We start from the raw sequence: 22,127 nt of genomic DNA on the forward strand, positions 1-22,127 counted from the left end.
TTCCTGTTTTTTATCTAATTAAACTAGTGTAAATCGCTGAATCGTTTCCTGGATAAAGCCTTTTAGTCGTTTCTTAATGTCTCGTTTTGCTTTAAATCCATAACCAGCATCATTCAAGTCTTTATTCATTTCATTTTGGTCTGCTTGTCCATAGAACTGTGTATCAGCAATCTGTTTCTCAATAATATTTACTGGTAACTTCACATCCTCGGCGAATTCCGAAACCGCAACTTCACGTCGTTTAGCCAAATAGGCATTTAATGAATCTCCAATATTGTCGCCACTTTGTAATGTTGGTACCATTTCATCCAAGAATGCTGCAATCAAGTCCGCCTTAGATTTCAATTCATCAGTTGCTGCCTTGTCTAGCAAGCGCTTAATTTTGTTCACATCAGCTTGCCGACCGTCTTTATTATCAAGATTAATTGCTTTCACTAAATTCACGATATACTGCACATCAATACGATCGGTTGATAACAAATCAATTTGGAAATCAATATCTTCTAAAATAGATGTTTTATCTTTTTTCGGTCTAACACCTATCTGATGATAAACTTCCTGATATTTACCTTGAAATGATTCTAAATCTTGATCAGTAAAACTATCAACGTCCGACCATTCAAAATCGTCATAAACACGGATCTGGTTATAGGTACGCATTACATCACGAAAGGCGACCACAAACGTACTTAAAACATCTTCACCTTGATTGTATAGTTCGTCAACATCTTGCGGTCTTTCAACAATTTTGTGGAGTTGCAAGACATGCTCATTCAGCTCACTCAATAATTCATCATATTGCTTAACATAGAAGGATGATTCATCACCTGCAGAGAAGAGCGTAATCGCATCATCTGTTGCTTTCTTAAGGTTGCGGTAATTTACAATTGACCCAAATGGTTTTGTATCTTTCTCAACGCGATTAGTTCGTGAATAAGCTTGAATCAGACTATGCCACTGTAATTTTTTATCCGTATATAATACAGACAATCGAGGAGAATCAAATCCTGTCAAAAACATTCCGACAACGATTAAAATATCAATATTTTCATCACGAGTTTGCGCATTATGATCTTTCATACGCTGTGAAATATCATTGAAGTAACCTTTAAAATCTTCAGTACTAAAATTAGTGTGATAAGTTTCATTATAATCTGAAATGACATGATCTAAACCATGACGAGAAGTATCAAAGGTTGAACCTTGATTATCTTGATTAGAATCCTCATTTGCCGTCCAGGTAAATACAGTTGTCACTTTTAGGTCACTATGACTAGCCTTGATTTTTTGTTGGAAAAGGGTGTAATAACGTAGAGCTATTTCCGTGTTTGGGACAGCTAAAATTGCATTGTAGGTACGCTTTTTCGTTTTATTATCATGATTTAACATGATATGGGTCACAATATGATCTAACCGTTCTTCGCTCTCCATCGCTTCCCGCGTATCAATACCCGCAACATCTTCATCACTGATATTATCTTTACCCACAAGTGTGCTCATTTGTTCAACGTTAAAGCCTAGTACGTTGTGATCTCTAATTGCATCTTTAATTAAGTAACGATGCAATTCTTCATCATACAATGTTTCAGTCGTTCGTTTATCCGAACCGATATTTTGACTAAAAATAGGGGTACCCGTAAAGCCAAAATGTTGAGAATTTGCAAACCACTTATTCACATTCTTACGCATCTCACCAAACTGACTACGATGAGCCTCATCCTCAATAAAAATAACACGTTTATCATGATAACTAGTTAGTAATCCTTTATATTTTGGATTATTAACGGCATTATTCATTTTTTGAATAGTGGTAACGATCAACGCGTTATCATGAGATTGCAGCTGCTTAACCAAACTACTGGTATTCGTTGTCAAATCCAAGGCTGTTTCACCCGGAATTGCAGTCATATATGAATTAAAATTTTTAGATGTTTGGATATCTAAATCACTACGATCAATTAAAAAAATGACTTTCTCAGCATCAGTATCACGTGCTAATAATTGACTTGCTTTAAACGAAGTAACTGTTTTCCCTGAACCAGTTGTATGCCACACAAAGCCGTTTTTATCAGGATGATCTTGTGCTTGCTTTATAATTGCTTCGACAGCATAGATTTGATAAGGACGCATGATCATTAAACGTTCCTTCGCCGAATCAAAGATTGTATATTTGGCAATCAGGCTATGCAAACGTTCCTTCGTAAAGAATGAGGCAGAAAATGCGTCTAAATCGTTCAACCAATTATTTTCTCGATCCGTCCAATAAAACATGAAGTTAGCATTTAAATCGCCATCTCCGTTCGCAAAGTAGCGCGTTTCACCACCATTAGAAATAACAAATAATTGTACAAACCTAAATAGTCCACGCATACTTTCACTTTTATAACGTACGACCTGATTAAAAGCTTGTCGGAAATCTACGCCACGACGTTTTAACTCAACTTGAACAATTGGTAACCCATTAATTAAGACTGTCACATCATATCTATTCTCATGCGTACCTGAAACCGTTATTTGATGGGCAACCTCATACTGATTATTTTCAAAATGCAATCCATCAAAAATAGTTAAATAAACAGTTTCATCATTGTCACGCTGAATACTAATTTTTCCCATCGGATTAGCATCTGAACCACGTAATTGACGCGCAATTTGATAATGTGACTTTGCACCAACTAATTCATTCAATACACGTTTAAACTCAGAATCCGTTAAACGTTCATGTTGTAAATTTTCAATATTCTGTTCGTCTAAAGTTTGACGAAAATGTGATAATAAGCTCATTTCATCAGGTAAGTTAACGGTTTTATAGCCCAAACCATTAAATCGCTGTACTAACTTATTCTCTAAAACTTGTTCTGATTCATGCTCACTCATTAGCCCACCCTCTATAAAATGCATATACTATTAATCAAAATTATACTACTTTTACATCCTTGAAACCGCATATTTAGCAAGCCTTTTGGCGATATTTTCCTATCTCAAATCTGCAATTTCTCAAAACAAATTCAAACAAACCTCTTTACTTACAAAAAGTAAGTGTTAAACTAGAATTTGTTCGTTAATTGAACACAACCAGGAAAATAAAACTAAGAACGATTTTATACCGCTCTTTCAGATTTGAAAGGAAGTATTTGCCATGTCAAAGATGATAGCAGGACAAGCATTAGCAAAAGTTTTAGAGAAGTGGGACGTTGATCACGTCTACGGTATAACAGCAGATTCAATCAATAATTTAGTTGATGGTTTGTACTTAGAACGCGAAAATATTAAGTACATTCAGGTACGCCATGAAGAAATTGGCGCTTTAGCAGCTGCGGCCGATTCAAAACTAACTGGTACAATCGGGGTTGCTTTTGGTTCAGCCGGACCAGGTTCAGTACATATGTTAAATGGTTTGTATGATGCAAAAATGGATCATACACCCGTTTTGGCTTTGGTCGGTCAATCAGCGACTGGGGTAATGAATACTAACTTCTTCCAAGAAATGAATCAGGATCCCATCTTTGCGGATGTTGCGACATTCCATAAGCAAGTTGTCAACGCTGATCAAATTCCTAAAGTAATTGACGAAGCTATTCGTTCAGCGTATGCCACACGATCAGTATCAGTTGTTATCTTACCAGATGACTTATCTGGACAAGAAATTGACTACAATGAATTCAAAACTGCAAATTTGAAGCAAAACCAATTAGACTTAGCCATCTCATCAGATGACGTTACGCGTGTCGCAGAGGCTATTAAAGCTGCCAAGCGACCAATCATGTACGTTGGCCAAGGTGTCCGTGGCGCACGTGAAGCAGCAGTGGCTGTTTCTGAAAAATTTGGACTACCAGTCTTATCATCGGCCCCCGCAACAGACGTTTTCCCAACAAGTCACCCAAATTACATGGGTGCCCGTGGTCGTTTAGGTGCAAAGTCTGGTTTTGAAGTTAGCCAAGCCAGTGACTTGATCTTATTTATCGGTACCAACTTCCCATTTGCACGTTATATGCCACAAGATAAGACAATTATTCAAGTGAATAATAATTTGGCTGATTTAGGTAAGCAAATTGATGCAAATATCACCGTGTTAGCTGATGCACACCGCTTCTTAGCAGCCTTAGCAGATACTGATTATCAAGCTGAACCAACTGCCTTCCTCAAGGCAGCCCAAAAAGATCGCGTTCTATGGTTAAACTGGTTAGATAAGCTTGCCAACGATGACGATAAGGGACTCCGTGCTGAAGGTGTATTAAAGGCCATCAAGGAGAATGCGACCGACAATGCTGTCTTTGGTCTTGATGTTGGTAACAACACTGAATGGTCACTTCGTCAATTACCTTTTGATAATGATCAAAAGTTTACGATGTCAGCTTGGTACGGTACAATGGGATTTGGACTACCAGCTGGACTAGCTGGTAAGTTAAGCTTCCCAGAGCGCCAAGTTTGGTCTATTTCTGGTGATGGTGGTTACGCCATGGTCATGCCTGATCTATTGACCGAAGTAAAGTACAACCTACCTGTTATCAATGTCGTCCTAGAAAACCGTTCATTTGGATTCATTGCTCACGAAAAAATTCAGGCAAACCAAGCACCTTATGGTATTGATCTATTAGGCGCCGATTGGGGAAAGATGGCTGATAACATGGGAGCTATTGGCTTCACTGTGACAAACCTTGCCGAATTGCATGATGCCATGATTAAAATCAATGACCTACAAGCAAACGGTAATACAAAGCCAATTGTATTGGATGCCAAAATTCAAGATATTGACCCAATTGATACAAACTTTATGCCTCTTGAAACCAGTATCTTTGGCAAAGAAATGGTACAAAATTACCGTGAAACTTATGACCTATCTGCAGATGAGCAACCTGCATTTAGTGATATTCTAAAAGAATTTGAAAATTAATTTAATTAGTTAAAATCTCTCACTTCCTACAAACCAACTAATTAAATTTATTGAATATATGACAAAAATGCTTTAGAACCACCAACTTATCCAATTAAAGCGGGTAGGTTGGTGGCTCTATTTGTATACAACACTTACTGATGTTCCTGATTAGAATTTTATTGTTAATTGTTACCGACCAGCTTATAATTCAAGATAAATATCGCACACTGCTTTTAATTAATCTTAAGGACAACAATTTATTATGAAAAAAATATATTTCATTTGTACGGGTAATTCTTGTCGTAGCCAAATTGCTGAAGGCTATGCAAAATTATATTTTGCTAACCAGAACGTCGTGATTCGTAGTGCTGGCGTTGAGACACATGGACTCAACCCACGGGCAGTTGCGATTATGCAAGAAGATGGTGTTGATATTTCTCAACAAACCTCAGACTTAATTGATCTAGATTATTTTAATCAATGTGACCTTATTGTCACATTATGTGGGGATGCTCGTGATAAGTGCCCAGTCATCCCCAATATGGGTAAACACCTACATTGGGATTTACCTGATCCAGCCCGTGCAACTGGCTCAGACGAAGAAATTATGGCAATATTTCGTCAAGTACGGAATGAAATTAAACAACGTGTGCAAGAACTAATCAATTAAAAACTAAAAAAGGACAGCTATTATGTCATCTGAAATTCATTCAGTGACTGCCTAGCTGTCTTTTTTTATTAAATATAATGTACATTAACTTGGCCAAAACTTACCTGACCACGTAAATGAACTGTAATACCTTCTACATCAGAAATAACGCTATCAGGGACATTTACTGTACCCATTGTATACTCCAGTTCATTCGATACTTGCCAGTCTTTTGGTATGAATAGTTCTGCTTGACCCATTGACACATTCAAATTTACGACCAAATCGGATTGTGCAGGGACAACATCATCAAAGTATGCTTTTAAATCTCCTAAACTTACTTCAAAAGTCACTTGTTCTAATTGCTTATTGTGCAAATATCGTGTACTAGAGGTCACTTTGTCCACAAAATACAAAGCCGTATCAGTATCTTCATTGGTATGTGCATTAAAATGTCTGCTATGAATATTTTCCTCGAAGTAGTGTGCGCCATGATGATAATTCATCATTCGTTTACGATGGTGCTTTGCAATCCAAGGATGAAAAATCAACGATAGGCCAATATTCACAAGAATAGCAATTAAGATAATCATCCAAATCGAAATATGGGCAATTCCCAACGCACTAGCGTATACAATACTCAATGCTGCTAGCGAAAAAACAATACCACTAATCCAAAGACTAACTAAACTAGTGATAAAAGTTGCTGCTAAAAACAGTGTAAAAATTAACGTCCAGGGACTATATGAATAGGTGAACCAATCGAGTTGGCTACCTAACAAAATTGCTGCACCAATCAGGGCAAAACTTCCCCAAAACCATCTACCTTTTTTCAAATCAATTAACTCCTCTCGTCTAACTGACGTTTAAATTCTTGATAATATGCTCGTGAAACATAGAGCTGTTTGTGACTGTTTCGAAATCTAACTAAGTTTCTACGTAATGAATGATCAACTGAAAAAATTTGTTGCAGATTAACAATCGTTGATTTTGAACTACGTATAAAAGTAAGTGGCAAGCTTTCTTCTAACTCATATAACTTTAGTGATACTTCGTAAGTACTGTCAGCTGTATGTGCACAAACTTTTCGATCAACTGTCTCAAAGAATAAAATATTTTCTAAATCAATAAAATAACGAATACCTTCCTGATAGAAAGCAATTTTTGGTTGTTCTTTAAATTGCTCAGTTATCTCCTGCATTAAACGATTTATCTGATCATTCACGTCAGGCGTACGAATTGTTATTTCAGTGTCTGTCAGTCGTTCGTCGACTTCAAGATTGATTTTCACCCGTGCCACCTCCTTCTTTAATCAAAGCTTTGATGTTTATTATTTAACACTGAAAATCGCAAAAAAGAAAGGCAAATTGCCTATGTGGTAAGATTCTGTGCGTAACAGGTGCATATATTATGATAAACTCAATCCAAAATATGTATGTGAATTTAAAAAAGCCACCAATCTAATTAAAATTGGCGACTTTCTAGCTATCTTATAATCACTGGTCTATCATTATTTCCCATAAGTATTATTAGTTGGGAAAGTAGGTTTGCTTCTAATTGTTCTGGATTATCTCCTCAAATCAGATAGATAGTTGGCCATCAATACAAATTTCTGCAAATCCACCTAATAAAATTTGATTATCATCAGAAAACTTGACGCTGACATAGCCGTCTCGTCCTAAACAAGATCCCTGGCTAGCCACATAATCTGATGAACTTAATAACTGATGGTCTCTAACCATAACCGCGACACAGCCATTACCACTTCCACAAACCGGATCCTCATCTGCGCCTTCATTGGGAGCAAACGACCGTACTTCAAAATTTGTCTGACTATTTTCTGGATATTGACCAAAGACTGTCACACCAGTCACACCCTCTGCAATCGCTTGTGATAATAGATTCATATCTGGTTGCAGAGCAAGCACTTGTTCGGCACTAGATAATTGCAATGTATACCAAACTGCTCCCACATCAATTGTTGCCGCTAAATGAATCTCGCTAGCAGATACACCCAGAGCCTTGCTAAAAGCCTTAACTTGTTCTGCCTGCAACGGACTTTTTTTAGATTCAGGTAATGTCAAAAATAACCCCGCATCAGTTACGTCAATCCGTACCAATCCCTGTTGACATTCCTGAACTAAATACTGCCCGTGTTTTGGTATCAAACCTGACTTTAAAACCGCGTAAGCTGATCCGATCATTGGATGTCCTGCAAACGGCAATTCATTTTGTGGTGTAAAAATACGTAACCGATAATCTGCTTGTGAATTAGTTGGCGTACAAACAAAAGTTGTTTCAGACAAATGAATCCAGTTTGCAATTTGTTGCATTTCAGTTGTTGAAAGTTTATCACCATCTAATACCACGGCCACTGGATTGCCTTTAAATGGTACTTGAGTAAAAACATCGATTTGCTTGAAGGGTGTTATTCTCTTTAACATATTTTTGCACACTTTCTTTTGAATATTTAAACACGACACAAATCTTGATGAATAATTGTGTCTAGTATATATTGGTTTGTAAAATTAGAAAAACAAATATTTCTTATTTAAACATTAGAAAGAGTAATGCGTCATGAATTCATTTTTAATTTTACAAAAGGTTATCGAACTTGGTAGCTTTACTAAAGCTGCTGAAGTACTAGGTTATACACAATCGTCGGTTAGTCAAATCATTGCCTCACTTGAAGACCAGCTTTCAATAAAACTACTAAATCGTTCGCGAACAGGTGTGACCCTAACTTTGGAGGGTCAACAACTTTATCCACTGATTCAGCAAACAATTCGCCAATATCAAGCCGTCCAAGAAAAAGCAACTGAAATACGGGGATTAGAGACTGGCGTTATTCGTATTGGAACAATCTCAAGCATTACCGTGCACTGGCTGCCCAATCTTATTAAAAAATTTAAAACGAATTACCCCAACGTAGAATTTGTACTTTATCAAGGTGACTACAACTCAATCGCTGATTGGATTCGCACAAATGCGGTTGATTTTGGTTTTACAACACCTGCTATGGCAAAAGACTTCAAGACTATTCCCATCAAAACTAATGAAATGTTAGCTGTTTTACCAAAAAATCATCCACTAGCAGCATACCCAGGAAAGCCATTAAGTTTAGATGCCATAAAAGATGATCCGCTAATTTTGATTGAAGAGGGTGGTTTTAGTGAACCATTAAATGCTTTTGCAGCCGCTGGTGTGACACCCAATATAAAATACCGCATCCATGATGATTATGCGATCATGACGATGGTGGAAGCGGGGTTAGGAGTCAGCATTTTAGCTAAACTTGTACTACAACGCATGCCATTTAATATTGTGACACGTCCATTGGATCCAGTAATTAACCGTGAGCTTGCGATTGCTTGTCAAAATAAACAGCGTCTCCCAATCGCTAGCCAGTATTTTATTCAAGAAATACTCGCTAATAAGGCAGATTTACGATAACAAGTAAAAAAGATAGGGGCATCACATCCCAATCAATCTAGCACCGGATATGCTGCCGTCATTGTTAACTTTTCTGTACTTTTTAATTTTTCAATCATTGTCCGAAACTGTTGCACAGAAATTGATTTGGTCTTATAGCTCAACTCGGTCGCTAAATTATTTTTTTGTTTGCTAAGGGTTTGTTGATGTTTGTGATGATTAGGGGTTAGCGTTACGCGTGCTTCATCTTTTGATACCAGGGTTAAAAAATAATGATCCTTTTGTTGTTGCGGTACTAATAAATCAGTTGTTCGCCTAAAGTTGTTAAACTTCGCACCAGTTTGATGTTGCTGCAAATCCTTTACTGTCGCAAGAACGTCACTCAAGACGCTGTTAGCAGTAGGTAGTTCGCCGGCACCGGCACCATAAAACATGACTTCACCAACAGATGAACCCGTCACTAACACCGCATTGTTTTCATTTTTGATTGTTGCAAGTGGGTCATCTTTGCGGACAAACATTGGTTCGACAGAAACCGATAACTTATCATCCACAGGTCTGGCTTGACCAATCAGTTTAATGACATATCCCCATTTTTGTGCCCGTAAAATATCTGCCTTTGTAATTTGCGTAATTCCTGTCACAAAAATGTTTTCCAAAGGAACAGTCACACCAAAAGCAAATTGCGTTAAGATGGCCATCTTGTATGCTGCATCTTTGCCGCTGACATCATTCGTTGGATCTGTCTCAGCCAGTCCCAACTCCTTTGCCTGTTGAAGCGCCTCATTGTAAGTCAGTTCATTTTCACTCATTTGTGTCAAAATATAGTTACTTGTTCCATTGATAATTCCTGCAACTGACGTTATTTGATCAGCAGCAAAAGATGTTGCGATGGTTCTTAAAATAGGAATACCACCAGCCACGCTTGCTTCATATAGGAGATTGACATGATTTTTCTGTGCATGTTCAATTAATTCATTACCATAAGTCGCCAGTAAGTCTTTATTAGCCGTAATCACATTTTTACCACTATCAAGTAGTGCTTCAATGTATGATTTAGCCGGCTCAATTGTTCCCATAACCTCAATCACAATCTGAATTTCATCATCATTAACGATGTCAGCGATATGATTGGTTAGTTTAATACCTGCTAAATCAACATGACGTTGTTTTGCCAAATTTGCAACAACAATCGTTTTAATTTGTAGCTGACACCCACTGGTTGCGAGTATCTTTTGCTGGTTATTTTGGATAATTCGTACGACACCTGTACCGACAGTACCTAGACCAACAATGCCAAGTTTAATTGTTTTCATCAAATCTCCCTCTAACTTACTTCAAAATCTTTTATTAACTAAAAAACGCCCTGGAAACTAATTCCAGGACGCAAAATGCGTGATACCACCCTTGTTCTCAACCAGTTCACACTAGTTGACTCAGTAAGTCCCATCAGACTCAGATACGGTAATGGGTATCAAACACACTAATTTTACCAACTCGACTCAATCAGTGAAGATTTCAAGACCATATTCGTAAATCGTTTGTCACTTACTCTCAGCATAGGTAAGCTCTCTGTAGAAAACGACTTTTACTACTCATCTCTTCATTATCTTTTAATATATTGAGCTAAATTATAGATTTCAATTTTTTATTTGTCAATCGCAATATTCCAATTAAAATAACGATTTTTCGTCAGATACTCATCAATCAGAAACAAAACCATCACATAAATTTCCGTTTGACAGAAAAAATGACAAGTGATACTATGAGAAAAATTAAAAATAAATTAGACGTTGAAAAGAAGAGTAATTGTTTAAACTAGTAGACAGAGAAGCCCGCTCGGTGAAAAGGGTAATTCGTGCGAACAATGAAGATGAGCTTAGAGTCTAGATATTGGTCATCCGGCTGATATTCTCGGTGTGGTGCCCGTTACAATCACCGGGTTTACTGAAAAGTGAACTTATTGAGCCTATTTAGTGTGAACTAATGGGAAACTCAGGTGGTACCACGAAGCTTTCGCCCTGTGCATTTATTGCATAGAGTGAAAGCTTTTTTATTTTGCTACGCAGCTATATTAGAAAGGACGTATAAATAATGGCCAAACAAGAACAACTAGAAACATATTTAGTACAATCTGGTAACAGAACCGATGATCAAAAGACGGGTGCTGTCTCGACACCTGTGTATTTTTCAACTGCCTTCAGACACCCTGGACTGGGGGACTCAACTGGTTATGACTATGCTCGTGAGACAAATCCAACACGTGACGTTCTGCAAAATACGCTCAGCAAACTAGAAAATGGTTATCAGGCTTTTGCGTTAAGTTCTGGTATGGCTGCTATCCAGTTAGCTTTTTCAAAATTTAAAACTGGCGACAAAATCATTATCTCTGATGATTTGTATGGTGGTTCATTTCGATACTTTGATGATTTACATGAGAATTATGCCATTGACTTTATTACTTGGGATGGGCAAGATTTCAGATTTTTGGCTGATGCGGTTGCTGATCCGGCAGTAAAAGCAGTTTGGTTAGAAACCCCATCAAATCCCACAATGAAAGTTATTGATATTCAGAAAACAGCTGCCATTGCTCATCAATATCAAACAGAAGTCTTTGTTGACAATACTTTTTACACACCAATTATCCAACGGCCATTAGATGACGGTGCTGATGTTGTTGTGCACAGTGCGACAAAGTATTTGGGTGGTCACAACGACATATTAGGTGGGGCAGTTGTGTGTAAAAGTGCTGAAAATGCTGAGATCTACGAAAAAAATCTCACAACAACTGGTGCGGTCCTAGATCCATTTTCGTGTTGGTTATTAATTCGCAGTCTTAAAACTTTACCATTACGTATTGAAAAACATGAAAAAAATGCTCAAGCGATTGTGGCCGCTCTCCAAACTAACCCTTTGATTACACAGATTTTATACCCTGGTCGCGGGGGCATGATCAGTTTTTATATTCATGATGAAAGCTTAGTTGATCCATTTCTAAGACATCTAAAAATCATCTCTTTTGCTGAAAGTCTTGGTGGTGTTGAAAGTTTAATCACGGTACCAGCCACACAAACGCATGCTGATTTAAGTGAAGAACAGCGTCAAAAGAAGCATATTACGAAGAGCTTACTGCGTTTCTCGGTCGGCATCGAGGACAGTGAGGACCTAATTCAAGACATTCAACAGGCATTGGCACAGGCAGAAATAGCGTTAACCGCTAATGCAACGGAGGTTTAAAATATGAGCGAATACAAATACAATGATGCAACAAAGATTATTCATGACACCGTCCGTCCTGATCCACAGACTGGTGCGGTCAATGCACCAGTTTATTTTTCTTCAACCTTTGCACAAAAAGACCCGTTAGAGCTGGGAAAGTATGACTATGCCAGAAGTGGCAATCCAACTCGCGATCAGGTAGAAGAGAGCATCGCTAATTTAGAAGGAGGTTCTCGTGGTTTTGCCTTTGCGACTGGCATGGCGGCAATTACTGCTGCATTTTTGACCCTACATCAAGGCGACCACATTATTATCACTAAAGATGTATACGGTGGCACTTTCCGCTTAGTAACTGAGTTATTACCTAACTATGGTATCAGCCATACGTTTGTTGATCTTAACGATGAAGATGCACTAGAAGCGGCTTACCAAGAAAATACAAAAGTGGTGTATGCCGAAACACCCTCTAATCCAACACTCACCGTTGTCGATTTAGAAGCAACTGCTAAATCAGCACATGCCCATGGTGCCTTGTTATTTGCCGATAACACTTTTATGACCCCACTTTATCAAAAGCCATTATCGCTTGGTGCTGACTTAGTCATTCACAGTGCAACAAAATTTCTTTCCGGTCATTCGGATATTCTGGCTGGACTTGTCGTTACCAACGATGCAGCTTTAGGGGATGCTGTCTACTTCATTCAAAATGCAATGGGGGCAACGCTCAGTGTTGGTGATTGTTGGTTATTATTACGTGGTCTAAAAACGCTAAAAGTTCGCCTACAAACTGAAACAGAGAATGCAACAAAACTTGCCCAATGGTTACAACAACAACCCGCTGTCAAAGCAGTTAATTACCCTGGGTTAGAAAGTGATAAAAACTATGCCATCCAATCTAAGCAAGCATTGTCTGGTGGTGCTGTTTTATCATTTGACATTGCTAGCGAAGATAACGTTCGAACCCTAGTACAACATTTAAAGTTACCTATTTTTTCTGTTTCTTTGGGTGCTGTTGAAACCATTCTTTCATATCCTTGTACAATGTCACACGCAGAACTTAGCCCAGATGAACAACAAGCAAGTGGCGTAACACCTGGCTTACTTCGTCTATCTGCCGGACTTGAAGATTTTGAAGATTTAAAACAAGATTTCGCCCAAGCACTAACTTATATACCAGCCTCATCTACCACACAACCTAAGCCTGCTGTTGCCGAAGGTTAGTGATGGCAACCATTAAAATTAAAAATAGTTTAGGAGAAAACACATGTGGGAAATAATCACGACTTCTCTCCCGCAATTAATCGTGGCCGGCATTAAATACACCGTGCCTTTGTCATTGATTTCTTTTGCGTTGGGCTTGATTCTCGCTCTCATTACCGCTCTGGTTCGAATTTCCCAAAAAGGAAAAGAATTTAAAATTATCAAAGGAATTTTCAATTTTTACGTTTGGCTTTTCCGTTCAACGCCACTGTTAGTTCAATTATTTATTGTCTATTTTGGCTTACCTTATTTAGTTATTCCAGGCATCCTTGATGAGGGAATCAAATTAACACCATTTGTTGCGGGTGTTATTACCTTTTCTTTAAACACTGGCGCTTACGCATCCGAAACAATTCGAGCAGCCATTACTTCGGTTCCCCAAGGCCAATGGGAAGCGGCTTCTTCAATTGGCATGACTCGTAGTCAAACATTACGACGTATCATTCTACCTCAAGCAATCTATCTGTCTGTACCACCATTAGCCAATAGCTTTATTAGTTTGGTTAAGGATACATCACTAGCTGCAACCATTACAATTGTTGAAATGTTTGAGGTTAGTCAGCAAATTGCGGCTGAGAATTATCAGCCACTTATTATGTATTCCTTGGTGGCCTTGATTTATGCTGTCTTTTGTTCGTTACTAACCATCGGTCAGCATTATCTTGAAAAACACTCACACAAGCATTTAACCAAAACAGTGGGAGGTGCATAAGTTGCAATTAGAAGGATTAAATAAAAGTTTCGATGGGCAACAAGTTTTAACAGACATTACCCTTGAGTTGCCAGAGAAGCAGACAACGGTTATTGTTGGGCCCTCTGGTTCAGGTAAATCTACTCTTTTACGTTCATTGAACCTACTTGAGCGTCCAGAAAGTGGTCATTATCACTTATCAAACCTAGCCATTGATTTTTCACACGATATCTCAACCAAACAAGTATTAAATGTCCGCAAAAAAACAGGGATGGTTTTCCAAGACTATAATTTATTCCCACACAAAACGGTCATTCAAAATATTATTGAAGGACCAATCCAAGTATTAAAGAAAGACAGGAAAGAAGCGCTACAAGAAGGACAGAATTTACTGGATAAAGTTGGTTTAAAGTCTAAAGCTGACGCATATCCTGAACAATTATCTGGTGGTCAAGCGCAACGTGTTGCCATTGCGAGATCATTAGCCATGCATCCTGAATACATCCTATTAGATGAACCAACCTCTGCCTTGGATCCTGAACTGGAAGCAGAAGTATTACAGGTTCTGGATGAATTAGCGCAGGAAAAACAATCACTTGTTATCGTCACCCATAACTTATTCTTTGCCCGTCAGATTGCGGATAAAATTGTCTTTGTGGAGAATGGTCAGATTATTTTCGACGGCAGTCCACAGGAATTTTTCAATGAAAATCAAGAAAACACTCGGATTAATCGGTTTATTTCAGCAATGACGTTTTCCGATGTTGAAGCAGAAGCATTAAAATAATTTAGATAAATGGAAGGATCTAACATATGAAAAGAACACGAGTCATTTCTTATTCAATTGCCATCGTTATATTACTAATCTTGGCAGTTGTTTATTTCGGTAATCGAAAAAACACCACACAAAAGGATGCGTTTCAATCAGAATTAAAAACTAAAGGAAAGTTGACCATCGGACTCGAAGGTACATATGCACCATATTCTTATCGAAAAAATGGCAAATTAACTGGTTTTGAGGTTGAAATGGGGCGTGCCGTTGCTAAAAAGATGGGTGTCAAAGCAGATTTTGTCCCAACAAAGTGGGATTCATTAGTTGCTGGCTTAGGTTCGCAAAAATATGATGTCGTGATCAATAATATTTCCGAAACGCCCGCTCGAAAAAAAGTTTATAAATTCTCTAATCCATACATCTATTCACGATATGCTCTGATTACACCGAAAAATAGCCAAATCAGTCATTTAAAGGATATTAGTGGTAAGAAATTTGCAGAGGGAACTGGAACAAACAATGAACAGGTGGCTAAAAAGTATCACGCCAAGCTAGTTTCTTCAGGTGATTTCTCAACCACCTTATCACTATTGCGTACTGGTCGTGCAGATGGGACAATTAACGCTGCTGAAGCTTGGTATGCCTATAAAAAGGACAATGCTACTGATGGTTTAGAGTACAAAGATTTGTCTAGCGAAATTGACCCAGTGAAAGTTTCAGCTATGTTTAATAAGAAGGATCCCAAAACTCGTGCGAAGTTTAATAAAGCGCTCGCCGCAATTAGAAAAGACGGTACGTTGAAGAAGTTATCAATTAAGTACTTTGGCGCAGATATTACTAAAGAAAATAATTAATGCTATACAATATAAATAGCGTGCGGAAACCATCATTGATTTCTGCACGCTATTTATATTAATTTTTAACCGGCAAACTGCCATGAACTAATTTCTTTTCATCAGCAGCAATCATAATGGCAGTCGTCGTATCACCAACCACATTAAGTACGGTTCGGAATATACCCGCAAACCAATCAATACCTGCTAATAGAGCAATACTTTCCAAAGGTAATCCTAGTGTTGGTACAATAATCGCTAGCGCAACTAAACCACCACCTGGTACAGCAACCGTACCTAAACAAGCAACAATGGCTAACATAACGATTTTTAACATCATAATAAATGATAATGATAATCCGTAAAATTGGGTCATTGTGACACAAGCTAACGCCAAATACATGGCCAGACCATTACTATTCAGTGCCATCCCCAAAGGTAATACTAGCTCACTAATTTCCTTCTTAATACCTAATCGTTTTTCAGCATCATGCATTTCAACAGGTAGGGATACTGCTGAAGATGTTGTTGTCATTGCGATAATTAAGATATTAGCAAACCCATGCATGACGGTTCGTAAAGTCATATGCGCACGTATCATGATCATACCGAACAAGATGGCTAAGAAAAATAGTGTACCCACTCCGAATAATATTAAAAACTTCAACAGTGGAATTAAGACTGTCAGCCCATTTTCAGCAATAACCGAAGCGATTAATGCACCAATTCCAACTGGTGCTATGCACAAAACCAATTGAATCAAATCAATAAATAACTGATTTAATTGTTCTAATCCATTAATGATATGTTGATACTTTTGTTGACTATTTGCTTTGCTTAGAACGATTCCCATGCATAACGCAAATATAATGACTTGAATCGTATTACCTTTTACCAAAGCCTCAAAAATATTAGTCGGAAAAAAGCCTAATATCATGTCTGAAGTTGAAACAGGATGGCTAGTAAATTTTTGGACAAGTTCAGGATTCAGTTTTAAGTCAATACCCACACCTGGCATAAACCACCAACCAAGCAATAATCCAACTAAAGCAGCGATAAGTGTCGTGCCTATAAACCAAGCAGCTGTTTTGATACCTAATTTTCCTAATTGTTTGACTGGTAATTTACCAATCGCTGCAATTACCGTACAAAAAACTAGTGGCATGACAGCCATTTGAATCAGCCTCAAAAAAATATCACCAATAATTTTGATTCCCGCAATTTTAGTGCCAAAAACTGCACCTAAAATGATACCAATCAACATACCAATAATAATTTGAGTCGTTAGATGAATTTTTATCCGCATTTTTACGACTCGTTTGCTTGAACAGATAGACTAGTAGCCAACAATGCGACGCCATATAATAAATCAGACATTTTTGTATATTCAGTCGGTGCATGACTAATACCAGCTTCACTTGGTACAAAAATCATGGCTGTAGGGGTGACTGTACTCATTATTTGACTGTCATGACCTGCACCTGAAAATAACTCTTGGAAGGGAAAATTCATTCGAGTCGCTATCTCAGCATTTTGTTTCCTTAATGCCTGTGATAAAGGAGTTGCAGGAACATGCAGTGTCTGTTTTACTGTGACATTTTCAAAGTGTTGGATGACTACTTGCATAGCTGTCAAAAATGTAGCTAATCGTTCATCTGATTCTTCACGACAATCTATGCTAAATGTGCACCTTTCAGCAATGACATTACTAACATTAGGTGATACGTGAATTTCACCAATCGTAAATGACAAACTTTTTGAAGATTTATTCGCCAAATCATACAATTCAGCCATCAGATGACTTGCAGTTGCCATCGCATCTTGACGTTGTGCCATCGGCGTTGTACCAGCATGATTTGCTTGTCCATATACAGTCACATCATAGCGATCTTGTGCAACAATTCCTGTCACTAACCCAAGTGACTGATGTGCTTGTGCTAAACGTGGACCCTGTTCAATATGCAATTCCGTAAAACTTGCCGGTAAGGGCGCTCGCTGTCGCCTAACACCAGGAATAGTTTGCAATTGTCTGACCGCATCGCGTCTAGCTTGATCAAATGTGATACCCATTTCATCAACTAATGGCGTGACTTGCTGGTGTCCTGTATAATAGTTCGATCCAGTAAAAGCTGCTGGAAAACGGCTACCTTCTTCTTCGCTAAAAGAAATCAAACGTACCGGTTTTTTAGGCAAATGTCCTTGTTGGTAGAGTTTTTGTATCGCACAAAAGCCACCTAAAACCCCATATAACCCATCATAACAACCACCTTGACGCACAGTGTCCATATGAGAACCAGTCGCAATCGGTGCTGATATTTCTTGTCCTGGAAAATCTAAAGACACATTACCATAATCATCAACCGTTGCTTGCGCATCATGTTCTTGGCCGAGCAAAATCAGTGCTCGTTGATTCCGTAACCATTGCTGATTATAAACTAACCGATTCTGGCCAACTTCATCTGATGTATTGAATTGATCCAGCAAATCACCCAATTGTATGGCTTCATTCGTCATAATTATTTGCTAATGCCAGCAATTGGTGATGATGCCGCTGCTTTTTTATCTAAAACACGACCGGGGTGGGCAAGATAGCCTTTACGTCCAGCTTCTACAGCTAACTTAAATGCCTCTGACATCAATGGAATATCACCTGCTGTTGCCATCGCTGTATTAGCCATTACTGCTGCTGCTCCCATTTCCATGGCTTCAGCAGCTTGACTTGGACGACCAATACCAGCATCAACAATGATTGGCGCATCAATTTCGTTAATTAAAATCTGAATCAATTCTTTAGTTGCCAAACCTTTGTTTGTACCAATTGGTGCACCTAATGGCATCACAGCCGCAGCACCAGCTTCGACCAACTTACGGGCAGCATTTAAATCAGGTAACATATATGGCATCACGATGAATCCTTCATCAGCCAAAACCTTCGTTGCCTTAATCGTTTCTTCGTTATCAGGTAACAAATAAGTCTTATCAGGCACAACCTCAAGCTTAATAAAATCACTGCCACTTAATTCACGAGCAATGCGCGCCATGCGAATAGCTTCTTCAGCGTTGGTGCAGCCAGATGTATTTGGCAAGATTGTCACATCATCTGGAATATAATTCAAAATATTTTCTTCATCCGTATTCGTACGACGCAATGCCATAGTAATAATCTGAGCACCTGCGTGATGGATTGCTGAATCAATTAGTTCATATGAATACTTACCTGATCCTAGAATAAAACGTGAAGAAAAATGGTGACCACCAATAATTAAATCATCATTACTTTCGACCATGATTGTTTATATCTCCTCCTATTCTGCTAAAACGGGTTGCTTGGTTAGTAAACGTAAGATAGCATTGGCTTCATGTCCAGCACATACCATTACACGTGGTGCCATCAGTCCTTCGACACCTTTACTATAGCCATCCCCACAAATATATACATTTGATAACTGTTGTTTTGTTTGCATCTCATTAGTCATATGTAATCCGGCCATACCGTTACCCATAACAAGTGGCTTGTCAGGATAAAAATTCGTTACACCATCCAATAACATTGCTTTGGCCATTGGGTTATCAAAAGCCTCACAGACGATATCACAGTCCGCAAATAGTGTTTCAATATTATCAGGTGTAATTTTGACCTGATGAATCTCAATATCGATAAATGGATTAAATTCTAATAAATTCTGCTTTAATGCAATGACTTTCGGCATGCCAACCTGACTAACTTTATATTGTTGTCGATTAAGATTGCTCATTTCAATGACATCAAAGTCAATTAAAGTTAGATGACCAACACCGCTTCGAGCTAGTGCAATTGCAATATTTGAACCTAGACCCCCAGCACCTGCAATGGTCACACGGGCATCTTTTAATGGTTCAGTCGTACCAGCCACATTACGCTCTTTCATGCCCATAAAAAAATCAGTAACCGCTACACCTTGAAATTTTGGTGTCATTTTATTTTTTCCTCTTTTCTAACCACCACCGACAAACGAAATTAGTTCAACGCGATCATTTTCTGACAATGTTCGGTCTGCTAATTCCTCACGATGAATAATCTTACCGTTTAATTCCACGACAACATTTTGCATCATCTCTGTTTTTTCTTGTAATAAATCAGCCAATGTTTTACCAACCATGTTTGCTGTTTGTTCACCATTTAAAATAATCAAAAAAACGCCCTCCTTTCTGATCTTGAAAGAAGGGCATTTGCACACAGTCAAATATCGCACTTCCTTCGATCGTATTACCGACATCAGGTTCATGGGTATATTCTCAGCCTTTCAGCACCCCAGACGATGATTGTTTAGATTTAGTTTTTGCCAATTGCTCTATGCAATCCTCATAAAATATAAAAAAGCAGTCTTTTTGCATTCACAAAAAGACTGCCCATTACTCTCTATATATGGACTGTATCTTCCTGCGCAGGTATTAACCAAATCAGGTTCAGTGGGTATATTCTCAGCTTTTCAGCACCCCAGATACGTTAATTAACTTAACAAGATAACCATAGCATGTTTAATTATGAAATACAACTCATTGTTGAAATCGCTTTCAAAATTAGCAAAAAAAATAACCGTCTTAGCTTTGCAGAGCTAACGGTTATTTAAACTTTAGATTTGCTACCGTCTAACGGTTCTAAAAGGAGTCCTGATTGCACAGGGCTCCTTTTTTCTATTCACATTATAGCATGACATATTACCAGTGGGGAATGACATACCTACTTAAAATTTTCCTAATATAAAATTCTAAATTGTTATTTTTATTATACTGTTGTCGGCTTAACTGTCTGCTCTAAACGACCCATCCACCAACCTAGCCACGTTCCTAGCGCTAACAGAATAATTGAGAACGCATAATGCCAAACAGTAAAACCAGTGTAATCTAGCGGGATAATCATGACTGTTGATGCCATCACAATTCCGAAAATCATATGGAATAACTTTGCATAAGCAACTTTAAAAATATAGGCCATGACTTTTGCAAACACTAAAACAACCACAATTAATCCCAAAATAAGGGGAATCAAAACTGATAAATCACCCGTTTTAATACCATCACTCATCCCTTTGTACAGACCTAAGTAAATTAAAAAGTTAGATGGGCTTAATCCTGGTACAAGAAGACCTAAGCCAATTAATCCACCAGCTAAAAGCCAGGCACTCATACTAGGCTCAATCGTTGAGAATAAAGGTCGGCCAAACCATAAGAATAATAACATTAAGCCTCCCGCAATAACGGAAAAAATAATGTCCCAGGTTGAACGTCCCATTTTTCCGGCTTCATGCCATAGTGTGGGAACAGTTCCTAAGATAGCCCCAATAAAGAACCAGCGTGCGACACTTTCAACTTCTCCCAGCATAAAGCTAATTAAAAATGAGAGTAAGAAGATGCCAATAACTGCTCCGATGCCAACAGGCATAAAGAAACGGACATTGGCTTTAAAATTTTTCAATGGATTCGCCATAAACAAAATCAATCGTTCATATAATCCAAATACGGCAGCTAATGCACCACCACTAATTCCTGGTAAAATAAATCCTGATCCAATTAATGCACCTTTAACAGCACGGAAGATAATATCTCCTGGTCGTTTTTGCATTGATTATTTCCTCATTTCATTTAGTTCATCGTTTATTATTCTTTGTGAGTAAAATCCTCTCAAGACTATTATATCTAACGAACCTTTTAAATTCTTAAAATTAAAACCAACCAGCAATGTTATCAAAGCTGACGGGGGTTGGACAGTCTAACTGTAAAAAGAAACGCCTTACTTTTTAATTTTTTGCTATAATTAAGTACAAAATTTAAACAAGTAGGGGGATAAATCCTATGTCATTAACTTATACTCGTCAAGCAAAGCCCTCAGATGTTGATGCGATCTATCGCATCATTCAACAAGCTGTCGCGTATCTTGGCAGTCAAAATTCACCACAATGGCAAGGATCAGCCGAACCAAACCGCAAAGAATTCGAAGATGATATCAATAAGGGCATCGTTTATGTCCTCATCTATAATCATCAAGTTGCTGGTGTCGGGAAACTAGTTCCTGGTCCGGAACAGGCATATGAAGATATTGATGGCTCTTGGTTAGGTAATGAGTCCCAATATATGAGTTTGCATCGGATTGCGATTGATGCAGATGTTCGTGGTCAAGGTCTTGCTCATCAACTCATTCACGATTTAGTCATGTTATCGTTAGATCATGGTTATCGTGATATTCGTATTGATACGCATGAAATCAATAAAGGCATGCAAAAAACAGTTAAAAAAGCCGATTTTGATTACCGTGGTCATGTTCAAATGCCCGTGCCAAACGGTGATCGATTAGCCTTTCAACTGTTATTAACGGATTAAATTTAATTAAAAAGCGCTGATAGAAATTACTCCAACTT

At 38.1% G+C, this 22,127-nt stretch carries 20 protein-coding genes and 2 riboswitches; of the genes, 9 read left to right on the forward strand and 11 right to left on the reverse strand.

Going from position 1 to position 22,127, the window contains the following annotated elements; all coding sequences use genetic code 11:
- Nucleotides 1–18: 18 nt before the first annotated feature.
- Nucleotides 19–2,877: a type I restriction endonuclease subunit R gene (locus HMPREF0877_RS05560; RefSeq protein WP_040760675.1), complete on the reverse strand. Its 2,859-nt coding sequence runs from the start codon at nt 2,875–2,877 to the stop codon at nt 19–21.
- Nucleotides 2,878–3,139: 262 nt separating this feature from the next.
- Here HMPREF0877_RS05560 and HMPREF0877_RS05565 point away from each other — a divergent pair, with 262 nt between their 5' ends.
- Both HMPREF0877_RS05565 and arsC read left to right on the forward strand, forming a co-directional pair.
- Nucleotides 3,140–4,894, forward strand: coding sequence for a thiamine pyrophosphate-dependent enzyme (locus HMPREF0877_RS05565; RefSeq protein ID WP_040760677.1), 1,755 nt, complete (start codon nt 3,140–3,142; stop codon nt 4,892–4,894).
- Between the two features lie 244 nt (nt 4,895–5,138).
- Nucleotides 5,139–5,546, forward strand: coding sequence for an arsenate reductase (thioredoxin) (gene arsC, locus HMPREF0877_RS05570; protein ID WP_002828287.1), 408 nt, complete (start codon nt 5,139–5,141; stop codon nt 5,544–5,546).
- Between the two features lie 68 nt (nt 5,547–5,614).
- Here the strand turns inward: arsC and HMPREF0877_RS05575 are convergent, their stop codons facing one another.
- From HMPREF0877_RS05575 to HMPREF0877_RS05585, 3 genes are all read right to left on the reverse strand, one after another.
- The gene (locus tag HMPREF0877_RS05575) at nt 5,615–6,361 is read right to left on the reverse strand and encodes an MFS transporter (RefSeq protein ID WP_002828288.1); all 747 of its coding nucleotides are present in this window, start codon (nt 6,359–6,361) and stop codon (nt 5,615–5,617) included.
- A gap of 5 nt (nt 6,362–6,366) precedes the next feature.
- Nucleotides 6,367–6,816 (reverse strand): LytTR family DNA-binding domain-containing protein, encoded by a 450-nt coding sequence (locus HMPREF0877_RS05580; protein WP_040760679.1) that lies wholly within the window; start codon nt 6,814–6,816, stop codon nt 6,367–6,369.
- Nucleotides 6,817–7,105: 289 nt separating this feature from the next.
- Nucleotides 7,106–7,969 carry a PhzF family phenazine biosynthesis protein gene (locus HMPREF0877_RS05585; protein ID WP_002828290.1) on the reverse strand — a complete coding sequence of 288 codons (864 nt, stop codon included), beginning with the start codon at nt 7,967–7,969 and terminating at the stop codon, nt 7,106–7,108.
- 133 nt (nt 7,970–8,102) lie between these two features.
- Between HMPREF0877_RS05585 and HMPREF0877_RS05590 the strand changes: the two genes are divergently transcribed.
- Entirely contained in the window at nt 8,103–8,978 is an 876-nt protein-coding gene (locus HMPREF0877_RS05590) for a LysR family transcriptional regulator (RefSeq protein ID WP_002828291.1), read from the forward strand.
- Between the two features lie 32 nt (nt 8,979–9,010).
- Here HMPREF0877_RS05590 and HMPREF0877_RS05595 read toward each other — a convergent pair whose 3' ends face one another.
- Nucleotides 9,011–10,273, reverse strand: a complete 1,263-nt coding sequence (locus tag HMPREF0877_RS05595; RefSeq protein WP_002828292.1) for a homoserine dehydrogenase — start codon at nt 10,271–10,273, stop codon at nt 9,011–9,013.
- 778 nt (nt 10,274–11,051) lie between these two features.
- On the opposite strand from HMPREF0877_RS05595, the gene HMPREF0877_RS05600 reads away from it, so the two are divergent.
- The 5 genes from HMPREF0877_RS05600 to HMPREF0877_RS05620 are packed head-to-tail and all read left to right on the forward strand — an operon-like array spanning nt 11,052 to nt 15,753.
- Nucleotides 11,052–12,194: an aminotransferase class I/II-fold pyridoxal phosphate-dependent enzyme gene (locus tag HMPREF0877_RS05600; RefSeq protein ID WP_002828294.1), complete on the forward strand. Its 1,143-nt coding sequence runs from the start codon at nt 11,052–11,054 to the stop codon at nt 12,192–12,194.
- Nucleotides 12,195–12,197: 3 nt separating this feature from the next.
- Nucleotides 12,198–13,397 carry an aminotransferase class I/II-fold pyridoxal phosphate-dependent enzyme gene (locus tag HMPREF0877_RS05605; protein WP_002828295.1) on the forward strand — a complete coding sequence of 400 codons (1,200 nt, stop codon included), beginning with the start codon at nt 12,198–12,200 and terminating at the stop codon, nt 13,395–13,397.
- Between the two features lie 43 nt (nt 13,398–13,440).
- Entirely contained in the window at nt 13,441–14,148 is a 708-nt protein-coding gene (locus HMPREF0877_RS05610) for an amino acid ABC transporter permease (RefSeq protein ID WP_002828296.1), read from the forward strand.
- Nucleotide 14,149: 1 nt separating this feature from the next.
- A complete protein-coding gene (locus HMPREF0877_RS05615; RefSeq protein WP_040760681.1) occupies nt 14,150–14,914 on the forward strand; it encodes an amino acid ABC transporter ATP-binding protein in 765 nt (254 codons plus the stop codon).
- A gap of 26 nt (nt 14,915–14,940) precedes the next feature.
- Nucleotides 14,941–15,753 carry a transporter substrate-binding domain-containing protein gene (locus tag HMPREF0877_RS05620; protein ID WP_002828298.1) on the forward strand — a complete coding sequence of 271 codons (813 nt, stop codon included), beginning with the start codon at nt 14,941–14,943 and terminating at the stop codon, nt 15,751–15,753.
- A gap of 58 nt (nt 15,754–15,811) precedes the next feature.
- Here the strand turns inward: HMPREF0877_RS05620 and HMPREF0877_RS05625 are convergent, their stop codons facing one another.
- The 6 genes from HMPREF0877_RS05625 to HMPREF0877_RS05650 form a co-directional block, all read right to left on the reverse strand.
- Nucleotides 15,812–17,038 (reverse strand): dicarboxylate/amino acid:cation symporter, encoded by a 1,227-nt coding sequence (locus HMPREF0877_RS05625; RefSeq protein ID WP_002828299.1) that lies wholly within the window; start codon nt 17,036–17,038, stop codon nt 15,812–15,814.
- Between the two features lie 2 nt (nt 17,039–17,040).
- Nucleotides 17,041–18,246: a hydantoinase/carbamoylase family amidase gene (locus HMPREF0877_RS05630; RefSeq protein ID WP_002828300.1), complete on the reverse strand. Its 1,206-nt coding sequence runs from the start codon at nt 18,244–18,246 to the stop codon at nt 17,041–17,043.
- A gap of 2 nt (nt 18,247–18,248) precedes the next feature.
- Nucleotides 18,249–19,019: a thiazole synthase gene (locus HMPREF0877_RS05635; protein WP_002828301.1), complete on the reverse strand. Its 771-nt coding sequence runs from the start codon at nt 19,017–19,019 to the stop codon at nt 18,249–18,251.
- An 18-nt stretch (nt 19,020–19,037) separates the two neighbouring features.
- Nucleotides 19,038–19,688 carry a sulfur carrier protein ThiS adenylyltransferase ThiF gene (thiF, locus tag HMPREF0877_RS05640; protein WP_002828302.1) on the reverse strand — a complete coding sequence of 217 codons (651 nt, stop codon included), beginning with the start codon at nt 19,686–19,688 and terminating at the stop codon, nt 19,038–19,040.
- Nucleotides 19,689–19,706: 18 nt separating this feature from the next.
- Nucleotides 19,707–19,904: a sulfur carrier protein ThiS gene (thiS, locus tag HMPREF0877_RS05645; RefSeq protein WP_002828303.1), complete on the reverse strand. Its 198-nt coding sequence runs from the start codon at nt 19,902–19,904 to the stop codon at nt 19,707–19,709.
- A 42-nt stretch (nt 19,905–19,946) separates the two neighbouring features.
- Nucleotides 19,947–20,036, reverse strand: a riboswitch (TPP riboswitch).
- 96 nt (nt 20,037–20,132) lie between these two features.
- Nucleotides 20,133–20,222: riboswitch (TPP riboswitch) on the reverse strand.
- A gap of 275 nt (nt 20,223–20,497) precedes the next feature.
- Nucleotides 20,498–21,334, reverse strand: a complete 837-nt coding sequence (locus HMPREF0877_RS05650; protein WP_002828304.1) for a DUF368 domain-containing protein — start codon at nt 21,332–21,334, stop codon at nt 20,498–20,500.
- Nucleotides 21,335–21,564: 230 nt separating this feature from the next.
- On the opposite strand from HMPREF0877_RS05650, the gene HMPREF0877_RS05655 reads away from it, so the two are divergent.
- Nucleotides 21,565–22,089: a GNAT family N-acetyltransferase gene (locus HMPREF0877_RS05655; protein WP_002828306.1), complete on the forward strand. Its 525-nt coding sequence runs from the start codon at nt 21,565–21,567 to the stop codon at nt 22,087–22,089.
- Nucleotides 22,090–22,127 lie beyond the last annotated feature (38 nt).

Source organism: Weissella paramesenteroides ATCC 33313 (assembly GCF_000160575.1).
Classification (GTDB): Bacteria; Bacillota; Bacilli; order Lactobacillales; family Lactobacillaceae; genus Weissella; species Weissella paramesenteroides.

What these genes read in the sequence shown, in the direction of transcription:
- HMPREF0877_RS05635 (WP_002828301.1), bottom strand. Translation starts at nt 19,019, where the DNA reads ATGGTCGAAAGTAATGATGATTTAATTATTGGTGGTCACCATTTTTCT.
- HMPREF0877_RS05630 (WP_002828300.1), bottom strand. Translation starts at nt 18,246, where the DNA reads ATGACGAATGAAGCCATACAATTGGGTGATTTGCTGGATCAATTCAAT.
- HMPREF0877_RS05600 (WP_002828294.1), top strand. Translation starts at nt 11,052, where the DNA reads ATGGCCAAACAAGAACAACTAGAAACATATTTAGTACAATCTGGTAAC.
- HMPREF0877_RS05605 (WP_002828295.1), top strand. Translation starts at nt 12,198, where the DNA reads ATGAGCGAATACAAATACAATGATGCAACAAAGATTATTCATGACACC.
- HMPREF0877_RS05560 (WP_040760675.1), bottom strand. Translation starts at nt 2,877, where the DNA reads ATGAGTGAGCATGAATCAGAACAAGTTTTAGAGAATAAGTTAGTACAG.
- thiF (WP_002828302.1), bottom strand. Translation starts at nt 19,688, where the DNA reads ATGACACCAAAATTTCAAGGTGTAGCGGTTACTGATTTTTTTATGGGC.
- HMPREF0877_RS05620 (WP_002828298.1), top strand. Translation starts at nt 14,941, where the DNA reads ATGAAAAGAACACGAGTCATTTCTTATTCAATTGCCATCGTTATATTA.
- HMPREF0877_RS05655 (WP_002828306.1), top strand. Translation starts at nt 21,565, where the DNA reads ATGTCATTAACTTATACTCGTCAAGCAAAGCCCTCAGATGTTGATGCG.
- HMPREF0877_RS05625 (WP_002828299.1), bottom strand. Translation starts at nt 17,038, where the DNA reads ATGCGGATAAAAATTCATCTAACGACTCAAATTATTATTGGTATGTTG.
- HMPREF0877_RS05610 (WP_002828296.1), top strand. Translation starts at nt 13,441, where the DNA reads ATGTGGGAAATAATCACGACTTCTCTCCCGCAATTAATCGTGGCCGGC.
- HMPREF0877_RS05595 (WP_002828292.1), bottom strand. Translation starts at nt 10,273, where the DNA reads ATGAAAACAATTAAACTTGGCATTGTTGGTCTAGGTACTGTCGGTACA.
- HMPREF0877_RS05590 (WP_002828291.1), top strand. Translation starts at nt 8,103, where the DNA reads ATGAATTCATTTTTAATTTTACAAAAGGTTATCGAACTTGGTAGCTTT.
- arsC (WP_002828287.1), top strand. Translation starts at nt 5,139, where the DNA reads ATGAAAAAAATATATTTCATTTGTACGGGTAATTCTTGTCGTAGCCAA.
- HMPREF0877_RS05650 (WP_002828304.1), bottom strand. Translation starts at nt 21,334, where the DNA reads ATGCAAAAACGACCAGGAGATATTATCTTCCGTGCTGTTAAAGGTGCA.
- HMPREF0877_RS05565 (WP_040760677.1), top strand. Translation starts at nt 3,140, where the DNA reads ATGTCAAAGATGATAGCAGGACAAGCATTAGCAAAAGTTTTAGAGAAG.
- HMPREF0877_RS05585 (WP_002828290.1), bottom strand. Translation starts at nt 7,969, where the DNA reads ATGTTAAAGAGAATAACACCCTTCAAGCAAATCGATGTTTTTACTCAA.